Source organism: Brevundimonas sp. UBA4553 (assembly GCF_002387245.1).
Taxonomy (GTDB): Bacteria; Pseudomonadota; Alphaproteobacteria; order Caulobacterales; family Caulobacteraceae; genus Brevundimonas.
In genome coordinates this window covers 273515-289546 of the sequence record NZ_DGLD01000002.1, presented here as the reverse complement: position 1 = coordinate 289546, position 16032 = coordinate 273515, and the positions used below count along the sequence as shown (strand labels likewise).

General features: G+C 67.7%; 19 protein-coding genes. 3 read left to right on the top strand and 16 right to left on the bottom strand.

Translation table 11 applies throughout. The annotated features are described in order from the left end of the window. Window positions 1-65: 65 nt before the first annotated feature. Window positions 66-1502 (bottom strand): hypothetical protein, encoded by a 1437-nt coding sequence (locus B4A39_RS02805; protein ID WP_292033037.1) that lies wholly within the window; start codon window positions 1500-1502, stop codon window positions 66-68. A gap of 68 nt (window positions 1503-1570) precedes the next feature. Beyond that, window positions 1571-2560, bottom strand: coding sequence for a helix-turn-helix transcriptional regulator (locus B4A39_RS02800; RefSeq protein WP_292033035.1), 990 nt, complete (start codon window positions 2558-2560; stop codon window positions 1571-1573). A 93-nt stretch (window positions 2561-2653) separates the two neighbouring features. Here B4A39_RS02800 and B4A39_RS02795 point away from each other — a divergent pair, with 93 nt between their 5' ends. Then, window positions 2654-2896 (top strand): hypothetical protein, encoded by a 243-nt coding sequence (locus B4A39_RS02795; RefSeq protein ID WP_292033033.1) that lies wholly within the window; start codon window positions 2654-2656, stop codon window positions 2894-2896. Between the two features lie 72 nt (window positions 2897-2968). After that, a complete protein-coding gene (locus tag B4A39_RS02790) occupies window positions 2969-3547 on the top strand; it encodes an HdeD family acid-resistance protein (protein ID WP_292033029.1) in 579 nt (192 codons plus the stop codon). Here B4A39_RS02790 and B4A39_RS02785 read toward each other — a convergent pair. The 13 genes from B4A39_RS02785 to B4A39_RS02725 form a co-directional block, all read right to left on the bottom strand. Further along, window positions 3525-4994 (bottom strand): amidohydrolase family protein, encoded by a 1470-nt coding sequence (locus tag B4A39_RS02785; protein WP_292033027.1) that lies wholly within the window; start codon window positions 4992-4994, stop codon window positions 3525-3527. The two genes, B4A39_RS02790 and B4A39_RS02785, sit on opposite strands and share 23 nt — an antisense overlap. 41 nt (window positions 4995-5035) lie before the next feature. Beyond that, on the bottom strand, window positions 5036-5449 hold the full coding sequence (locus B4A39_RS02780; protein WP_292033026.1) for a DUF1801 domain-containing protein: 414 nt from the start codon (window positions 5447-5449) through the stop codon (window positions 5036-5038). Next, on the bottom strand, window positions 5442-5849 hold the full coding sequence (locus B4A39_RS02775; protein WP_292033023.1) for a cupin domain-containing protein: 408 nt from the start codon (window positions 5847-5849) through the stop codon (window positions 5442-5444). The genes B4A39_RS02780 and B4A39_RS02775 overlap by 8 nt, the downstream gene beginning before the upstream one ends. A 52-nt stretch (window positions 5850-5901) precedes the next feature. Next, window positions 5902-6354, bottom strand: coding sequence for a hypothetical protein (locus B4A39_RS02770; protein WP_292033020.1), 453 nt, complete (start codon window positions 6352-6354; stop codon window positions 5902-5904). Continuing rightward, entirely contained in the window at window positions 6348-7082 is a 735-nt protein-coding gene (locus tag B4A39_RS02765; RefSeq protein WP_292033017.1) for a hypothetical protein, read from the bottom strand. Before B4A39_RS02765 ends, B4A39_RS02770 begins: the two co-directional genes overlap by 7 nt. Before the next feature lie 38 nt (window positions 7083-7120). Next, window positions 7121-8539 (bottom strand): NAD(P)(+) transhydrogenase (Re/Si-specific) subunit beta, encoded by a 1419-nt coding sequence (locus tag B4A39_RS02760; RefSeq protein WP_292033015.1) that lies wholly within the window; start codon window positions 8537-8539, stop codon window positions 7121-7123. Window positions 8540-8581: 42 nt separating this feature from the next. After that, window positions 8582-8959: a hypothetical protein gene (locus tag B4A39_RS02755; RefSeq protein WP_292033013.1), complete on the bottom strand. Its 378-nt coding sequence runs from the start codon at window positions 8957-8959 to the stop codon at window positions 8582-8584. A gap of 11 nt (window positions 8960-8970) precedes the next feature. Continuing rightward, window positions 8971-9255, bottom strand: coding sequence for a hypothetical protein (locus B4A39_RS02750; protein WP_292033010.1), 285 nt, complete (start codon window positions 9253-9255; stop codon window positions 8971-8973). Continuing rightward, window positions 9252-9578: an NAD(P) transhydrogenase subunit alpha gene (locus B4A39_RS02745; protein WP_292033008.1), complete on the bottom strand. Its 327-nt coding sequence runs from the start codon at window positions 9576-9578 to the stop codon at window positions 9252-9254. The genes B4A39_RS02750 and B4A39_RS02745 overlap by 4 nt, the downstream gene beginning before the upstream one ends. After that, window positions 9578-9829, bottom strand: a complete 252-nt coding sequence (locus tag B4A39_RS02740; protein ID WP_292033007.1) for a hypothetical protein — start codon at window positions 9827-9829, stop codon at window positions 9578-9580. Before B4A39_RS02740 ends, B4A39_RS02745 begins: the two co-directional genes overlap by 1 nt. Further along, on the bottom strand, window positions 9826-10959 hold the full coding sequence (locus B4A39_RS02735) for a Re/Si-specific NAD(P)(+) transhydrogenase subunit alpha (protein WP_292033003.1): 1134 nt from the start codon (window positions 10957-10959) through the stop codon (window positions 9826-9828). Before B4A39_RS02735 ends, B4A39_RS02740 begins: the two co-directional genes overlap by 4 nt. Before the next feature lie 223 nt (window positions 10960-11182). Further along, window positions 11183-11431, bottom strand: a complete 249-nt coding sequence (locus B4A39_RS02730) for an aa3-type cytochrome c oxidase subunit IV (RefSeq protein WP_292033001.1) — start codon at window positions 11429-11431, stop codon at window positions 11183-11185. Between the two features lie 74 nt (window positions 11432-11505). Further along, the gene (locus tag B4A39_RS02725) at window positions 11506-12867 is read right to left on the bottom strand and encodes a serine hydrolase domain-containing protein (RefSeq protein WP_292033000.1); all 1362 of its coding nucleotides are present in this window, start codon (window positions 12865-12867) and stop codon (window positions 11506-11508) included. 101 nt (window positions 12868-12968) lie between these two features. Between B4A39_RS02725 and B4A39_RS02720 the strand changes: the two genes are divergently transcribed. Next, a complete protein-coding gene (locus tag B4A39_RS02720) occupies window positions 12969-13781 on the top strand; it encodes a universal stress protein (RefSeq protein ID WP_292032998.1) in 813 nt (270 codons plus the stop codon). Here B4A39_RS02720 and B4A39_RS02715 read toward each other — a convergent pair. Next, window positions 13778-15577 carry a M3 family oligoendopeptidase gene (locus tag B4A39_RS02715; protein ID WP_292032995.1) on the bottom strand — a complete coding sequence of 600 codons (1800 nt, stop codon included), beginning with the start codon at window positions 15575-15577 and terminating at the stop codon, window positions 13778-13780. The genes B4A39_RS02720 and B4A39_RS02715 overlap by 4 nt on opposite strands. Window positions 15578-16032 lie beyond the last annotated feature (455 nt).

The following is a 16032-nucleotide window of genomic DNA, read 5'->3' as shown; positions in this document are numbered from 1 at the left end:
TTATTCCAGAAGGATAGAACGTCCGAACCGGACGCCGGTCCTTGATGCCGATCAAATAACGGCGATCACAACAACACCACCCGGCCGTTCTCTACCCGGTGCGGGACTCCGGTCTCGCGAAACAGGCTCGCTATTTCGGATGAGGGATCGGCAACGCCCTGATCCAGCATCCGCGCGATGGTCGCCGCCAGCGAAGGTTCGCCGGAGACGCGGGTCAGGGCGTCCAGCCATTCGGCGCGGGTCAGGACGCCGTCTTCGCGGTTGGCGATCAGAACCGGCCGCAGGAAGTCGAACCAGTCGCCGCCGTCGTGCCGCTTCTGCGCGCCCTCGGCGACCATGGCGAAGACGGCCCCGCAGGCGTAGTAGGCGCGGTGCTCGCCCCGCTCGCCCGCCTCGGCCACGGGCCTGCCGCGGGCCAGATCAATGCAGTTGTCCACCTCGGTCTGAAGCTCGGCGCGCGCATCATAGGCCGAATCCAATGCCTTGAACCCGCGCACCGCCATCAGGTCCGCCCCGCCCTCGGTGATCCAGGCGTCGCGCGCGAACTGATAACGCACCGCCTGTCCCAACCAGAAATGCGCGCTTTCGTGGCCGATGAACCATCGCGAGCGTTCCAGCACTTCCTGGCTGGGATTCAGAACGCCGACGCCCTCGAACTTCATGACAATCAGGCCGGGCAGGACGCTACCGCCCATGCTTGAAAGCCGTGCGGTCGGCCCGTTCCAACTGACCATGACCGTCGAGGCCTCGCTGCCGGCGCCCGGGGGCCCAAGACGGCGAAGGTAGTAGTCGTCGATGCGCGGGGCGAAATTGCGAATCTCCTCCCCGATCCATGGCGGCAGATTGGGGTCGATAACGGTCGTCAGGCCTTCGCTGGGCGTCACCCGCGCCTGGCCCAGCAGAACATAGGACCGTTCGGTCGTGGTGGTCAGAGAGGCGCGACGTTCACCGTTGAACAGCACAGGCCCGGCCGTGTCCCGCCAGGTCACGGCGGAAGGCCCGCCCTCCAGATCAACGCCGTTCAGGTCGGCGGGCATCGCCTCTGCCGCCTCGACCGACGGCAGAGCGAAGACATCGAACTGCCGCGTCGGCAGGGCCACCGCGCCGTCGGAGAAGGTCAGCGCGCCGTATTCCGCCTCCAGTTCCACCCCCTTGGGCCGGATCGAGAAGCGAACGCGGCTCGGCACAGGCCCGCCGTCCGTGCTGCGGATCACGTCGTAGTGGCCTCGCCGCTCCATAACGACGCCCGGCGTCTCGAGCGTCCACTGTTGCGGTCGCCAAGGCTGACGGCCATCCGCCATCAACGCCGAATCCATGAAGGCCCAGACCGGGGCCGCGCGGTGGAAAACATAGTCGACGGTCCACCGGTCGCCGTCACGGACCACCTCGACGCTCGGCGCGGCCCGCGCGTCCCAGGTGCCTGGCGGCAGGGGAGCGGCGGCGCAGGCGCCCAGCAGAGCGGCGGTCAGCAAGGTTGAGACGGCGAGGACTTTTAGACGCAAGGCGACAGACTCCGAACAGTTCCGCTTGAGCATAGGCGACGCAATGCCGGCGTCAGCTTACCGTTCCCTCATGCTTTGGTTCGTTCGAGGGCGCGCGTCGCGGCCGCCAGTTCGCCAGCCATCACGGCCTTCAGCCTCTGCGGCGCCTCGATGGCCACCTGCTCGCCCCAGGTGAACAGGTGCCAGGCCAGTTCGCGCATGCCCGAGGCGCGAAACCGCACCAGGACCGATCCGTCGGTTTGATCCTCGATCGTCTGGGTCGGGTGCCAGCGCCAGCCGCGCGCCTCGGCCGCGCCTTGAGGCGCAATGCGCAGCACCACCTCTTCGATCTCATCCTGATAGATGCCGAAAGACTGGCTGGCGAAGGCGGCCAGATCGAAATCGGAGGGTGGACGCGCCGTCCCCTCGCCCGCCTCGACCGAGGACATACGATCCAGGCGGAAAGTCTGGATGCGCCCGCTCTCACGGTCCGCCGCCACCAGATAGTTGGCGCGCCCGAACATCAGACCGCACGGCGCCACGCTGCGGCTGCGCGCCTCGGCGCCCGGGCGGGCGTAGATGAAGCTCAGCGGCCGCTCGGCCAGGACCGCCCCGCGGATCTCGGCCAGCACCGTCTCGTCGGCGGTGGGGCGCGGTCCAGCCTGGACGGCGATGGTCTCGGCCCGGACCAAGGCCTCCAGATCGGGGGCCATGCGATTCAGAGTGGTCGAGCGCATGGCCGCCTTGACCTTGCGCTCCAGCCCCTCCAGCGCCGTCGCCCGCGCCGGTTCGCCCGCCGCACGCAGGGCCGCAGCCGCCTTCGTCAGCTCCAGAATCTCGGTGGCGGTCGGGGCCTGCTCGAAGGCCGACAGGCCGCCGCGAATGCGCCAGCGCTTGCTGGGCGGATCGCTGATCTCCTCGACCTGCGGAAACAGCATCAGGACGGCGTCGCGCATCCGCTCGGCCGTGCGCCGCCCGACCCTGAGTTGTCCGGCCATCTCGTTCAGCGTCAGCCCCTCAGCGCTGGCCGCCATGCCGCGCGCTAGGTCGATGACCATCGCCGCCTTGTCGTGCCGCAAGAAACTTCTCCACAGAGATACGTCCGAAACTGACGCAATGCTGTCGCATCCTCTCAACATCAGCAAGAGGCAATCGCTTCAGGAGATCACGACATGGCCTTCGCCCGCACCCCGACGGTTCAAAAGCCCGCCAAAAAGACCTTCGCCGACCGGTACATGATCGTGCCGTGCGAGGCCGAGGGCGATCTGGCCGTGATCTGGGACCGTCAGGAGGAACAGGTCGTGGATGTCATCTCCGCCTCGGCCAGCAGCCGCTACTCGGACGAAGACGCACTGTGGGACGAGTTCCACGCCCCCGCCGTCGTTTCCCAGTCCGACTGGCGAATGGCGGCCTGATGGAACCGCGTTCGGTGTTCTTGCGTTCGCCCCAGCGTGACCGTTTCGGTCTCGCCAGAGGGGGAACTGCTGATGACATCGTCCCATTCCGCCGCGCCTTCGCTTGAGAGCATTGTCAGATCGGCTCTTCAACGGTCCTGGTGGCTGTTGCTGCTACGCGGGCTCATCGCTATCGCCTTCGGCGTCGCGACCTTCGTCTGGCCGCAGATCAGCTTGCTCAGCCTGATCCTGGTCTATGGAATCTACGCCGTGGCGGACGGCGTTCTGGCCCTGATCGCCGCCATTCGCGGAGGGGGGATCGCCCCGCGCTGGTGGCTGGCGCTGGGCGGGGTGATCAGCATTCTGGCCGGCGCGCTGGCCTTCGTCTGGCCCGGACTGACCGCGCTGGTTCTGATCTACCTGATCGGCTTCTGGTCGATCATGCGCGGGGCGCTCGAGATTTTCGGCGCCATCCGCCTGCGCAAGGAAATCGCCAATGAGTGGACGCTGATCGCGGCCGGCGCCCTGTCGGTCATCTTCGGCCTGATCCTGGTCTTCGCGCCGGGCGCCGGAGCCATGGGCCTACTGTGGCTGATCGCCGCCTGGGCCATCCTTTTCGGCGGCCTGTTGATCTTCCTGGCCTTCCGGGTCAGGACGCTGGCGAAGGCGTAAAGCGGGCGTTGCGGGCAACGACGCGGGCGCGGATCTCCCCGCGCATCCGCTCAAGTTCGCTCGCCTCGATCAGACGGCCACGCAGCACCACGTCAGCGATGCGACGCGTCGCCGACACGTCCTTCAGCGGATCCGCCTCCAGCACCAGCAGGTCGGCAGACTTGCCCGCCGCCACCGCGCCATAACGTTCGCCTTGGTTGAGGAAGCGCGGCCCGTCCACGACCGAACCCATCAGGGCCTCGCGCGGGGTCAGACCCAGCGTGACGTAAAGCTCCAGTTCGTCATGCAGCGAGAAGCCCGGATAGTTGAACGAGTTGAGGAAGCCCGCGTCCGTCCCGGTCAGAATGGTCACCCCCGCATCGCGCAGCATGGGCAGGGTGCGGGCGGTCACGTCCTTGACGAAGTGGCGGTCGGCCACCTGCTGCGGCGTAGCCTTGGCCGCGCGCTCGACGCGCCAGGCATAGGTGGCGCGGATCCCCGGCCCGACATAGGCCAGGCCGTCATCGTGCGAGTGATCGTCCAGGTCAAGATTGGCCAGGGTGGTCGAGCCATAGAGGGTCGGCGAAACCGCCGTGCCCAGCTCTCGCAGTCGGGCATAGACCCGCCGCGCCGTCTCGACATCGAAGGTGTCGGCGTAGCGCCGCATGGTCTGGGCGTAGGTGTACTTGCCCGCCAGATAGTCGGCGGCGATGGCGGCCTCATCGCGCGAACCCGCCTTCATGGCGTAGTCGAGATGTTCGATCGACGACAGGCCCGCCTCGGCGGCCTCCAGCACAGTGATGCTGGCCGGGATGTGGGCCGAGGTCTTCATGCCCCGCTTCTTCGCCTCGCGTACGGCGTAGAGGAAGAGTTCGGGCTTCAGAGTGTTGTCGGTGATCTTGACGAAGTCGACGCGGAGGGCCTGCAGGCGGTCCAGAGCGGCGTCCACATCGGCCTCGCTGCCGGTCTCGATCACGCCCTTCCAGACCGGGGCGATGCCCTCGATCTTGGGACCGGAGGTGAAGATGCGCGGGCTGTCAGGCGTCGGCGGGGCGTCGCGCCAGTCCAACACCTGCTGCGCCAGATCGCCCGCCGCGTCGCGCACCGCCACCACGCCGTTGACGACATAGAGCGGCATCAGTTCGGCGTTCTCCTCGATCAAGGCCTCGCCCCCGCCGAAGTGGACGTGCATGTCCCACAGACCGGGCATGACGTAGCGGTCGCCCAGGTCCATCGTCCGCGTCGCCCGGTAGCGGCTGGCCTGTCCCTCGGGCAGGACGGCGACGATGTCGCCGCCGCGCACGGCCACCAGTTGATCAGGGGTCGCCGCCCCCTTCTCGACATCCACCACCGTGGCCGAGGTCAGAAGCAGGTCGACCGTCTCGACCGGCGTTTCAACAGCCGTCAGCGGCGCCGTGGCGCAGGCGGATAACAGGGCGGCGGCGGCGACGATCAGGAAGGTGCGCATGGGCATCCGCTATACGCCGCTCCGCACCCGGAACAAGCGATTCAGGGATAGCGGCGGTTCATCTCGTCCCGGCTGGCGACGCACAGGTCGCGCAACACGTCCATGTCCACCTGATCCAACCGCTTGATGTAGAGGCAGGCGACGCTGGTCGTGTGCGGCCCCAGCCGGGCCAACAGATCCTCGTTCTCGTCCGTCGTGGCGAGATAGAGGGTCAGGGCTGCCTTGCGTGGCGAGAAGCCCATGCGCGGCCAGTCGGCGCTCTTGCCGTTGGCGGTGACATTGGCGTAGCGGCCGAAGCCGACAATGGACGGCCCCCACATCACGGCCGCCTCGCCCGTCACCTCCTGCATCAGTGCGCAGAGGACGCGCCCCTCCTCGCGGCGCCGCGCCGGTTCGACGGCGGCCAGGAAATCCTCGACGCAAGCATCTGTCGGCAGGGTCTTCGGTTCAGACATGCGGCGTCTCCACGGCCTCGATGGCCAGACCCGGCGCCGTCGAACAGGAGGCCAGGGTCCAGTCGCCCTGACTGCGCATGCGCCGCCAGGCCCCCGCGGGCGCGGCGACCTGCTTCTGGTCCGGCCCCAGCACCAGGGGCCTCAGCCCCTGATCCGTGGCGAGTTCCAGCGTCAGGGGCGCACCCATGTAGAAGGCCCAGATCTCGGTCGCCTCGACCGGACGCCAGTCGTCCGTAGCGCCCCCTGTCAGAAGCCGGTACTCGGTCGCGGCCTCCGATCCACAGGCCGCCAGCCCCGAATCGCGCGCCATCGGCCGGAAATGCCCGCCCTCGGGATGCGGCGTCAGCGACAAGTTGGCGATGATCTCGTCCGCGCTGAACACGATCTCCCCCTCCTCCATGGCCGCCTCGCTGGTGAACTCAGGGCCTTGATGGCGCTGTTCGGAGCGAGACTCAACGGCTGGGCGTGAAAGGCGGAGCCTGACGCCACTGACCATTTTCGAACATGAACTCGCCGCCGCCGCGCCAGGGAACAGCGGCGGGCCACCCCGTCCAGCCGTAGCCGACTACGACGTAGCGCACGCCAGACTTCAGCGCCGTCGCCGGGACGTCCGTGACAAACCCCTCGGGCGCTTCGCCGAAAACGACCCGGGTCAGTTGGCGGCACTCGTGGCCCGTGGCGCTGATGGTCCAGACGGGCCGCATCATGGCGTTGGACGTTTCATGCACGGCGAGGCCGCTGAGGCAGGCTTTCTCGGGGCTTGCGGGGTCCACGCCGAAGGTTGCCATCGGACGATCCAGCGAACCGCTGATCGTCACCGGGATCATGGCCGAGCAGGCGGCCAGGACGACTGCCGCCGTCGCCAGAGCGGCACCGTTGCGCCAGCCTGCACCGCGCCTCAGCACACGCCGTAAGGGACGTAGCCGACCTCGATCTCGTCGATGCGGACGTTCTTCAGTTCGCGCACCGCCATCTGGTCGAATTCGGAGGAGCAGTTGAAGCCGGTGTCGATCACGTAATCCTCGCCCTTGGCCGCCTTGATGGCGTCCCGAATGCGGAAAGAGGCGTCGATGGTGGCGTCGCTGACCATCACGGCCGAGGCACGGATGCCCGGCGAGACGCGCGGCCCGGCGCTTTCCAGGTAGACCCACGGATCAGCCGCATTGCCGCACAGCGTCAAGCAGTCGGCCTTGAAGTCGGCGTTGCCGCGCGCGGCGGCGAATTCACCCATGGTCAGGGTGATCTTCTGCGGCAGATCATAGTCCTTCAGCGCCGCAAGGGCCTGGGCCGAGCAGGCCTCGGTCATAGGCACGACATAGCCAACGACTTCGCCGCCCTCGGCCTGGACCCGCACCGTGCAGCCGCCGATCTCATAGGTCCTTTCCTTGTCCTGGATCGTGCGAGCGGGACCCAGCTTGGATTCCAGGTAAGCGACCTGAACGCCCATCATCCGACTGATGGACACCGCGCGGTCCGCACTGGAGGCCGGCGCGACGTCGGACGCGCTCGCCGGCGTCGGCTCAACCGAGGCGGCATCAGCGTTTCCGACCGCCTTGTCTCCCTGCCCGCAGGCGGCCAGTCCCGCCAGGAGGCCGAGGACGGCGACTGACTTCAGGCGCTGCAATACGGTCATGGTCTCTCCACGGCTGATGATCTGTTCGCTCGCGACTGCTAGAGCGCCTTCACAATACCCTCGACCATCTTCTTGGCGTCGGCGAACAGCATCATGGTGTTGTCGCGGAAGAAGAGCTCGTTCTCGACCCCAGCGTAGCCCGCCGCCATGCCGCGCTTGATGAAAAGAACAGTGCCCGCCTTCTCCACGTCCAGAACCGGCATGCCGTAGATGGGCGATTGCGGGTCGGTCTTGGCGGCGGGGTTGGTGACGTCGTTGGCACCGATGACGAAGGCCACGTCGGCGGACGAGAATTCGGAGTTGATGTCCTCCAGCTCGAACACCTCGTCATAGGGGACATTGGCCTCGGCCAGCAGGACGTTCATGTGGCCCGGCATCCGGCCCGCGACGGGGTGGATGGCGTATTTTACCTCGACGCCCTCTTCCTTCAGCTTATCGGCCATTTCACGCAGGGCGTGTTGGGCCTGAGCGACCGCCATGCCGTAGCCGGGGACGATGATGACCTTGGAAGCGTTCTTCATGATGAAGGCGGCGTCCTCGGCCGAGCCCTGCTTGACGGGACGCGTCTCGACCACGCCGCCACCGGTTGCGGCGGCATCACCACCGCCAAAGCCGCCCAGGATGACGCTGATGAAGCTGCGGTTCATGCCCTTGCACATGATGTAGCTGAGGATGGCGCCCGACGACCCGACCAGGGCGCCGGTGATGATCAGGGCGATGTTCTCCAGCGTGAAGCCCAGGGCCGCCGCGGCCCAGCCGGAATAGGAGTTCAGCATCGACACCACGACCGGCATGTCGGCGCCGCCGATGGGAATGATCAGGGTCGCGCCCAGGATCAGGGCGATGGCGAACACGCCCCAGAAGGCCCAGATGGCCGTGCCGCCGGTGCCGATCAGCACCCCGATCAGGAAGACCAGAGCCAGGGCCAGACCGATGTTGATCAGGTGGCGCGCCGGCAGCAGGATGGGCGAGCCGCTCATCCGGCCGTCCAGCTTTGCGAAGGCGATGACCGAGCCGGTGAAGGTGATCGCACCGATGGCCACGCCCAGCGACAGCTCGACGATCGACAGGGTCTTGATGCCGCCCTCCGCCGTCATGATGCCGAAGGCGTCAGGGGCATAGACGGCGCCGACAGCCACAAGACAGGCGGCCAGACCCACCAGTGAGTGGAAGGCTGCGACCAGCTGCGGCATGGCCGTCATCGGCACCCGCTTGGCGATCAGGGCGCCCGCGCCGCCACCGACCACGACGCCTCCGCCGATCAGGGCCAGGGTCAGCAAGTCGAGCGCGCCCGAGGTTCCCAGCGTCAGCAGGGTCACGCCGACGGCCAGACCCATGCCGATCATGCCAAGCGTATTGCCTCGACGGCTGGTCTCGGGGCTGGACAAGCCCCTGAGCGAGAGGATGAACAGGACCCCCGCGGCCAGATAGGCCAGCGCGGCTATGGATGCGTTCATCAGATCCCCTCCCCAAGGGTCATGTCAGTCGGTCATTTCAGATCAGAAGACGTTGACGACGGCCGGCGCGGCCGGGTCATTGGTGCCTGCGGCGGTCGCCACCCCGTTCTTGACGACGGCGACGCCGACGCCGCCCTCGCCGCCCGTCTTGGTCACGCGGCAGCTGCCGTTGTCGCTGGGCAGGCGGCCGGCCATGCGGCCCGTGCCCGTGTGGTTGATGCGGTTCATGTGGATGCCGCGAATGGTCACGGGCGAGAACTGGCACTGCAGGGTCCAGCTGGCGCCTTGCGGCGCGGCGACGGACCAGTGCAGGCCGCCGTAAGGGTTCTGCCCGACCTCTTCGGTCTTTTGAGCCGAGGCGGCGCCCGACGCGCCGACGGCGGCGGTCAGGACAGCGGCGAAAATCAGGGTGGATTTCATCACGGTTACTCTTAGCGTTTGGTCAGACTTTGGGTGCGGGTCAGCCGCCACAGTGCGGCGGCGATGAACAGCGGCCCCAGGAATATCATGGCCCAGTCGAAGATCGTCATCTCTCGGTTCTGAATGACGATACGCGTCAGGACGGCGGCGAAGACCAGCACCACGCCGCAGTCCTGGAACCGCAGCTTGCCGATGGGGTCCTTCACTCGCACCCAGCTCCAGATCCACAGGCCCACGCCCAGACCGGTGACGGCCCAGGAGACATAAAAGGCGAACAGGGTCGGCGAGAAGATCACGAGGCCTTGGGCCTTTCCTTCTTCTTGTACATGGCCAGCATCCGTCGCGTGACCATGAAGCCGCCGAAGATGTTGACGCTGGCCAGCGTCACGGCGACCACGCCCGCGCCCTTGGCGATCCAGGCGTTCGGACCAGCCGCCTCAGGGCTGAGCGCCGCGGCGGCGATCAGGCCGCCGACGATGATGACGCTGGAAATGGCGTTGGTCACGGCCATCAGCGGCGTGTGCAGCGCAGGCGTCACGCTCCACACCACATAGTAGCCGACGAAGATGGCCAGCACGAAGATGGCCAGGCGGAAGATCGTGGGATCGACGTGTTCCATCATTGTCCCCTGTTCTGAATGCGTTCGTCGATACTCAGCAAGCTCAACAGCATCCCGCCCTGAACGATGGGAGCGAAAATCGCCCCTATCACGGACAGCCCCTGAAACACCGCCCCTTGGTTCACAGACACGATTGGCGGGCTGAAAAAGCCAAACATCCGAAGGCCGTGCCCTACCGCGATGATGACGCCGATCACGATTAACAACCAAGCCGCAGCCCCGAAAAAGCCGCGCAAGTTATCGCTCATCATCCCTTCACACCTTCATGCACCACGGCCCCGCCGTGGGTGACGACGGCGGCCTTGAGGATTTCGTCGTCCAGGTCCAGCGTCACGACGCCGTCCTTGAGCATCAATCCGACGAAGGCCGCGAGGTTGCGCGCATAGAGGGCGCTGGCGTCCGCCGCGATCCGACCGGGCAGGTTGGTGTAGCCGACGATGGATACGCCGTTCGCCGTGGTCACGACCTCGCCCGCCTTGGCGCCCGCGACATTGCCGCCCGCCTCGACCGCCAGATCGATCAGGACCGAGCCGGGCTTCATCGAGGCCACCTGTTCGGCGCTGACCAGAACCGGCGCCGCGCGGCCCGGGATCAGAGCCGTGGTGATGACGATGTCCTGCTTCCTGATGTGTTCGCCGGTCAGGACGGCCTGCTTGGCCTGATATTCCGGCGACATCGGCTTGGCGTAGCCGCCCGCCGTCTGGGCGTTCTTGAACTCCTCGTCCTCGACCGCCAGGAACTTGGCGCCCAGGCTCTCGACCTGTTCCTTGGTGGCCGGACGCACGTCGGTGGCCGTGACGACCGCGCCCAGACGCCGCGCCGTGGCGATGGCCTGCAGCCCCGCCACGCCCACGCCCATGACGAAGACCTTGGCCGGGGCGACCGTGCCCGCCGCCGTCATCATCATCGGGAACCCCTTGCCGAAGGCGTAGGCCGCCTCGATCACCGCGCGATAGCCGGCCAGATTGGCCTGGGACGACAGCACGTCCATGACCTGGGCGCGGGTGATGCGCGGTACGAACTCCATGGCGAAGGCGGTGACATTGGCGCCCTTCAGCGCCTCGACCGCAGCCTTCTCGCGATAAGCGTCCAGCATGGCGACGACGATAGCGCCGGACTTCAGCGCGCTGGTCTCCTGCGCTGTCGGGCCGCGCACCTTCAGCACGATGTCGGCGCCGTCCAGCACAGCGCGGGTGTCGGGCTTCACCGTGGCGCCAGCCTCGGCATAGTCGGCGTCGGGAATGGACGAGCCGATCCCCGTCCCGGCCTCGACCGAGACGGTCGCGCCCAGGGCGATCAGCTTCTTCACCGTCTCCGGCGTTACAGCGCAACGCGTTTCGCCTTCACGGCGCTCGCGGGTCACGGCGATGGCGACAGCCAAGCGAATCCCTCCCAAATCCCCCAGGACCTGAACGTTAGGACGAAGCGAAAGGGGGCGTCAAAGCGCAAACCGCCCCTCAGCCTGACATTTTGTTGCGACCCGCCAGAGTTTCTCCCTCACGGACGCAAATTTCCACCGCCCGACGCGAGGCGAACGGCACGAAAAAGCCCGCCAAGCGCAAAGCTCGACGGGCTGGATTCCTAGACCGCGAGGCGGTCCGATCTCAGTGAGCGGGCTTGGAGCGCAGGGCGACGAAGCCGATCACAAACACGGCCACGCCGCTGATGGCGCCGGCGATGAAGCCCGCGCCGACGGCGAACCACACGGTCAGCAGCACCAGAAGGGCGGCGGTCAGCAGCGAACCCCACTTGGCCATGAACATGAACAGATGCCAGGTCGAGACCTGTTCGGAGATTTCCATCGCGCCATGCACATAGGCGTGGTCGGCGTTGTCAGCGTGCTGGTCGGCCATTCAGGTCTTCCGAAAAAGAGTCGAGATTTCGACGGCTCTTATAGCGGTCGGGGCGCGGCGCTCAAGGGCCGGGCTCAATCAAGCGCCGCCAGAACATCGCGTGCGAAGGCGGCGATGTCGAAACCCTTGCCCGCGGGGTCCTCGCCGCGCCGCACGATGACGAGGTTGCGACTGGGCACGATAACCACGTACTGCCCGCGATTGCCGAAGGCCGCGAAGGCGTCGGCGGGCACGCCGTCCGAGCGGTTCATCACCCAGAAGGTCGCGCCATAGCCGAAGGCGCCGGTCGGCGGCTGCGGGCCCGACGTCGTCGAGACAAAGGTCCCCCAGCCCTCTGGCAGGATGCGTTCGCCCTCCCACACGCCGTTTTGAACATAGAGCTGGCCGAACCGCGCCAGATCGCGCGCCGTGGTCCAGACCTGGCTGGACAGGATGTAGTTCCCGCGCCAGTCCGTCTCGGCGAACGTATGCGTCATGCCCAGGCGGTCGAACAGCTCGGCCGGCGGGTGCGCCTCGAACGTCGGCGATATAGCCATAACCGCCAGCAGGGTGTCGTTGTTGGCGTAGCGATAGGTTGAACCGACCGGCGCCAGCAGCGGCCAGCCCGGCGCCTGTTCGTCCACGGTGGTGCCGCCGAAATACAGGCCGTCGGTGCGGTTGCCCGCCGTGTCGCTGGTCAGGCCTGACGACATTCGCATCAGGGCTTCCAGCGTGATGGCGGCGCGCGGATCGCCCGGGGCGCGCCAGTTGGCGATGGCCGCCGGCGCAGTCACGTCGACCTCGCCGCGATGGACCGCCGCTCCGATCAGGGTCCCCGCCAGACTCTTGGCCACCGACCATGTGCGCTGCGGCACATGGGGTCCGAAATCGGCAGCGTAATGTTCGGCGACGATGCGGCCGTCCTGCAGCACGACCACGCCGGTCGTATTGGTTCCGACGCCGAAGCCGCCAGCGAAGGCGCGATCGACCGCACTGTTCAAGGCCGTCGCATCGCCGCGCGGCGCGGCCGTGGGAAGCTCCGACGTCGAGGTCGAGCGGGCCAGCGGCGGGCGCCGGGACGTCTGCGTCGCCCCCATCGGCTCGATCACGCACCCCCGGCCCGCCGCGTAGGTGGCGATGCGCGGCGGCGCCGCCTCGTCCCAGGCGACAGAGACGGCGTCGGCTGTCATTTCAACCGACATAGCGCCGATCAGAGGCTGAAGTTCGGGATAGATGCCGACGAGTTCGTTCGCTTCGACACTGGCCGGTGTCCGATCCGCGCCCGCTTCCCGCGCCGTGAAGACCGCGCTGCAGACCGTCAGGGCCTTGTAGCCGGCCGCAAGCGCGCGATGGGTCGGGGTCGCCGACGCGGAGGATGTCGGCGGCGTCTGGGCGGCAGCCGCGCTCGCCAGAGACAGGGCGGTCGCGATGGTCGCGAAACGGGACAGGGTCATCATGCCGCAAGCTTCGCAGCCTGACGCGACCTGTCAACGCGTTGACGCCCATCGACCAGCGTTCATGATGGCCTGCCATCGTCCCGCCGGATCAAGGAGCCGCCATGCCAGCCTCGACCGTCCTCGTCGCCACCGACCTGACCGCGCGCAGCGATCGTCCGCTGGACCGCGCCGCCCTGCTGGCGGAGCAGATCGGGGCCTCGGTCACGGTCGCCCATGTCGTCGAGGGTCCCGGCTTCGATCGCGAGCGCGACGAAGAGATCCTGCACGCCGTGCGCGACGCGCTGCCGCCGTCGCTGTCCGAAGCGACGGTCATCTCTGACCACGGCGCAGCGCCCAAGGTTCTGGCCGCCCTCGCCGCGGGTCAGGGCGCGGATCTGATCGTCACCGGCGCCGGACGCTACAACGGTCTGAGCGACTTCTTCCTGGGCACTGCGGTCGATCACCTTGTGCGGCACGCCGAGCAGCCAGTGCTGGTGGTGAAGCGTCGCGCCGACGGCCCGTATCGCTCCATCCTGGTGGCCACCGACTATTCCGAGGGCGCCCAGCAGGCGTTCCAGACGGCGTTGCAGCTGTTCCCGGATGCGCGCTTCGAGATCGTCAACGCCTACAGCGTGCCCTTCGAGGCGCGCATGCCCTCCGCCGATGTGGCGGAGGCAGCGCGCGAGGAGGCGGAGGCCGAGATGGCCGCCTTCGTCAAACGGGCGGCGCCGGCAAGGCCCGACGCCATCCACAGCCTCGTGCTCAAGGGCGATGTCGAAACGGTCGTGGAACAACGCGTCCGCAGGGACGCGCCAGACCTGGTCGTCATAGGCTCGCACGGACGCAGCGGCCTGGTGCAGGCGACGCTGGGCAGCCAGGCCTCGACCCTGCTGAAGCGTCTCCCCTGCGACGTTCTGGTGGTGCGCCAGACCTAGCCGAGCGCCTCGAACTGATCGACCAGACGTTCCAGACGCTTGGTCCCGATGGTCCAGAAGGCCGGGTCGCGGGGATTGAGGCCGAACGGCTTCAGCGCCTCGACATAGGTGTGGGCGCCGCCGCCCGACAGCAGGTCGCGATAAAGGGGCGTGAAGGCCGCAGGGTCCTTGGCCCGCGTCTCCATCAGGGCCGCGACCAGCAGGTCGCCGAAGGCGTAGGCGTAGACATAGAAGGGCGAGTGGACGAAGTGGCTGACGTAGGCCCACCAGTTCTCGTAGCCGGGGTTCAGCGTCACCGCCGGGCCGAGGCTGGCGCCCAGTTCCTCCATCCAGATCTCGCCAATGCGCTCGACCGAAACCTCGCCCGCCGCGCGCTCGTCGTGGAAGCGGGTTTCGAAGCGGTGGAAGGCGATCTGGCGCACCACGGTGTTCAGGCCGTCCTCGATACGGCCCGCCAGCAGGGCGCGCTGATCGGCAGGCGTCGCCTCGGCCAGCAGACGGTCGAAGGTCAGCCCCTCGGCGAAGATGGACGCGGTTTCGGCCAGGGTCAGAGGGGTGTCCGCCAGCAGCGAGCCCTGCGCCGCCGCCAGGGTCTGGTGCACCCCGTGGCCCAGTTCGTGGGCCAGGGTCAGCAGGTCGCGCCGCTCGCCCATCCAGTTCAGGAAGACATAGGGGTGACGGTCGGCCGTCACCGGGTGGGCATAGGCGCCCGACTGCTTGCTCGGTCGGGCCCTGGCGTCGATCCACGGCCGGTCGAAGAACCAGGCGGCGCGATCGGCGAAGTCGCCGCCGAGGTCCGCGAAGCTGGCCAGCACCACCGCGCGGGCCTGCGCCCAGTCATAGGTGCGCGGCGGCGTCGCCTCGATGGGGGCGTTGCGGTCCCAGTGGTCCAGCGCCGTCTTGCCCATGGCCTTGGCCTTGAGCGCGTAATACCGGTGCGAGATGCGCGGATAGGCTTCGGCCACGGCCTCGGCCATGGCGTCGACGCTCTCGCCGTCGACCTCGTTGCCGAGGTGGCGGCTGTCGGCGGGGCGTTTGAAGCCGCGCCACCTGTCCTCCAGCGCCTTGTCGGCGGCGACGGTGTTCATGACCATGGCCATGGTCTGGGCCTTGTCGGCGAAGGCCTTCGACAGGCCCTCGGCGGCGGAGGCGCGCTTGGCGGCGTCGGCGTCGCTGAGGCGGTTCAGAGCCTCCGACAGGGTCAGGCTCTCGCCCTCGGCCTCGGCCCGCAGCGCCGCCAGGGTCTCGTCGAACAGGCGCGGCCACTGGGCCTGAATGGGGCCGCGTTCGGCGATGAAGGTTTCAAGCTCCGTGGACAGCTCATGCGGCTTCATCGACCGCACCCGGCGCAACCAGGGCGACCAGCGCGCGGCGGCGGGATGAGCCGTCAGGGCCGCTTCGATCTCGGCCTCTTCAAGCTGGTTGATCTCCAGCGTCAGCCAGACGGTAGGGGTGGCGATGACCGTCATCTTCTCGCGGATATTGGCCTCGAAGCCTTGCGCGCCCGCATCGTCGCGCGCGGTCGAGGCGGCGAGGAAGGCGTAGGCGCCCAGACCGCCCATGACGTCCGCCGCCTGCTCATAGAGGGCGATGGTCTGATCCAGCGACTGTCCCAGAGCCGCCGCGTCGCCACGTTGGCGGACCAGCTGGCCCTGAAAGGCGTTCATCTGGTCCACCAGGGTCTTGGCCCGATCCAGGTCGGCGGCGATGCGCGCATCCTCGCGCGAGGCGTAGAGGTCGGACAGGTCCCACAGCGGGGCGTCGGTGAAATCGGTCGTCTTCATGGGCGCGTTCATGCCCTTGGTTGTGGGGGCGCGGGCCTGCGGGCGCAAGCGGGTGCGGCGCCTTCTCCCCCCTGCGGGAGACGGAACACGCTTGCCCGCCTCGCTGACGCAGCGGGCGGTGGAGGGCTGGGCGGGGCGCCGGGCCTTCGCCCGGAGTGATTTGGTTTTACCGTTTCGACGAAGACCGACGCCCCGCGCGAAGAGTTGGACATGAGCTCGGGGCAGGCGCCGTTCTTTGCGGCTACCCCCGGCGCCCATGACGAGCAGGCTGCACCGGCGTGCAGTCCTGGAACGGTCCGCGTAACCCCCGCGCCCCTGACCGGGACCTCTCTGGCGGACGGGTCGAACGCACCGTCTCTAGGCCCCTGCGGCGTCTTGTCTTTCTTGTGGTCTATCGCGCGTTCGCGCGGCTTGAGACCACGTCATGCGCTGTCCTGAGACGTCGTATGGAGAACCGTCCGCGCTCC

Excerpts from the sequence above, each read along its gene's own strand:
- B4A39_RS02795 (WP_292033033.1), top strand. The coding sequence starts at position 2,654 with ATGGCCTTCGCCCGCACCCCGACGGTTCAAAAGCCCGCCAAAAAGACC.
- B4A39_RS02790 (WP_292033029.1), top strand. The coding sequence starts at position 2,969 with ATGACATCGTCCCATTCCGCCGCGCCTTCGCTTGAGAGCATTGTCAGA.
- B4A39_RS02785 (WP_292033027.1), bottom strand. The coding sequence starts at position 4,994 with ATGCGCACCTTCCTGATCGTCGCCGCCGCCGCCCTGTTATCCGCCTGC.
- B4A39_RS02780 (WP_292033026.1), bottom strand. The coding sequence starts at position 5,449 with ATGTCTGAACCGAAGACCCTGCCGACAGATGCTTGCGTCGAGGATTTC.
- B4A39_RS02775 (WP_292033023.1), bottom strand. The coding sequence starts at position 5,849 with ATGGAGGAGGGGGAGATCGTGTTCAGCGCGGACGAGATCATCGCCAAC.
- B4A39_RS02765 (WP_292033017.1), bottom strand. The coding sequence starts at position 7,082 with ATGACCGTATTGCAGCGCCTGAAGTCAGTCGCCGTCCTCGGCCTCCTG.
- B4A39_RS02760 (WP_292033015.1), bottom strand. The coding sequence starts at position 8,539 with ATGAACGCATCCATAGCCGCGCTGGCCTATCTGGCCGCGGGGGTCCTG.
- B4A39_RS02755 (WP_292033013.1), bottom strand. The coding sequence starts at position 8,959 with ATGAAATCCACCCTGATTTTCGCCGCTGTCCTGACCGCCGCCGTCGGC.
- B4A39_RS02745 (WP_292033008.1), bottom strand. The coding sequence starts at position 9,578 with ATGGAACACGTCGATCCCACGATCTTCCGCCTGGCCATCTTCGTGCTG.
- B4A39_RS02740 (WP_292033007.1), bottom strand. The coding sequence starts at position 9,829 with ATGATGAGCGATAACTTGCGCGGCTTTTTCGGGGCTGCGGCTTGGTTG.
- B4A39_RS02730 (WP_292033001.1), bottom strand. The coding sequence starts at position 11,431 with ATGGCCGACCAGCACGCTGACAACGCCGACCACGCCTATGTGCATGGC.
- B4A39_RS02725 (WP_292033000.1), bottom strand. The coding sequence starts at position 12,867 with ATGATGACCCTGTCCCGTTTCGCGACCATCGCGACCGCCCTGTCTCTG.
- B4A39_RS02720 (WP_292032998.1), top strand. The coding sequence starts at position 12,969 with ATGCCAGCCTCGACCGTCCTCGTCGCCACCGACCTGACCGCGCGCAGC.
- B4A39_RS02715 (WP_292032995.1), bottom strand. The coding sequence starts at position 15,577 with ATGAACGCGCCCATGAAGACGACCGATTTCACCGACGCCCCGCTGTGG.